The organism is Streptomyces sp. NPDC050743 (assembly GCF_044456925.1).
Lineage (GTDB): Bacteria > Actinomycetota > Actinomycetes > Streptomycetales > Streptomycetaceae > Streptomyces.
This window is the reverse complement of record NZ_JBITGJ010000345.1, coordinates 1-1,138: the sequence shown is the minus strand read 5'-3', so window position 1 is coordinate 1,138 and position 1,138 is coordinate 1. Positions and strand designations below refer to the sequence as shown.

Genomic DNA, 1,138 nt, shown 5'->3' with positions numbered 1-1,138 from the left:
CTAAGAGTCATCACGTAATGAGGTGATGCCCACCCGATGTCCGTGCGGGGCCAGCAGGCCGGGGTGGCGTGCTTGCTCCGTTCGGCCGGCTGTTCCGACGTGGGCCTTGTGCCGCTTGGTTGCGGGTCGGGTCTCATTCGGGGTAGGTCCGGTACCGGGTGGTGGTGTTGTGCCGAGCAGAGGCCCGCGGCCGCCGGAGGGTTCCGGCGTGCGGGCTGCCGCGTGGGTGCGGCCCCGGGTGGGGTGGGCACCGCGCTGCGGTTGACTCGACAGGGCTTCTTGCAGCCCTTCATGGAACAAGATCTGTGTGTGGCGGGCCTGGACTATGTCCAGGCCCGCAGTGCTGGGGTCGTCCGGGTCCGTGAGGTGGACGTGTGCGGCCAGGGCTGCGGAGACCTTGTCCCGGTCGCCGACGAGCCCGCAGGCGGTGCAGTGGTGGATGCGGTCGGCGAGGGTTTTGGTGACCGTCTCGCCGCAGAAGCACGTCTGGGAGAGCTTCGTGGTGAAGGTGGAAGCCCGCAGCATCCGCCCGCCGGTCTTTTCGCACTCGCGGCCGATGGCAGCTATGAGCCTGCCGGGTGTGGTGGCCTGCAGGGCTTTGCCCCACAGGCGGTACCAGGTGCGGATGTCGCAGTCCTCGACGGTCAGGTTCGCACCGTGGTCAGCCACGATGTCTGCGGCGATGCGGCGGGCGCGGTGGTCTTTGGCCGCCGCGGCGGTGGCGGCGGCTTCGGCGAGGCGGGCCCGGTTGAACCGGTAGCCGGCCGACAGCGCATCGCGCCGGTAGGCCTGCTTGGGCACCCCTGCCTTGTTCGCTGCCCTCGCCCCGCCGGGCACTGTGACGTCCCGGGCGGGCAGGCCAGCGGCCTGGCGGCGTTCGGCGCGGGCCTGCTGCCGTTTCGACGGCCCGTACTGGGCAGGGTTGGAAGCTCTGCGGGAGCGGTCGAGGGCACGTCTGCGGCCTCGGTCCTTACGTCGGGCTTTCGCCAGCGCGGCAAGCTCCGCATCCGAGGGTTCGATGCGGGTGGCTTCGACGGCGCCGTCCGCGGGGTCGAAGGAGCTGGGGAAGGAGACGACGGAAAGGTTGGAGACGTTACCGTCGACCCCTCCGACCCGCTGAAGTGCGGCCGCCGCCGTG

At 70.7% G+C, this 1,138-nt stretch carries 1 pseudogene; it reads right to left on the bottom strand.

Annotated features, from left to right (window positions below):
• Positions 1-1,138: pseudogene (locus ACIBJF_RS53545) on the bottom strand (transposase); the annotation flags it as partial.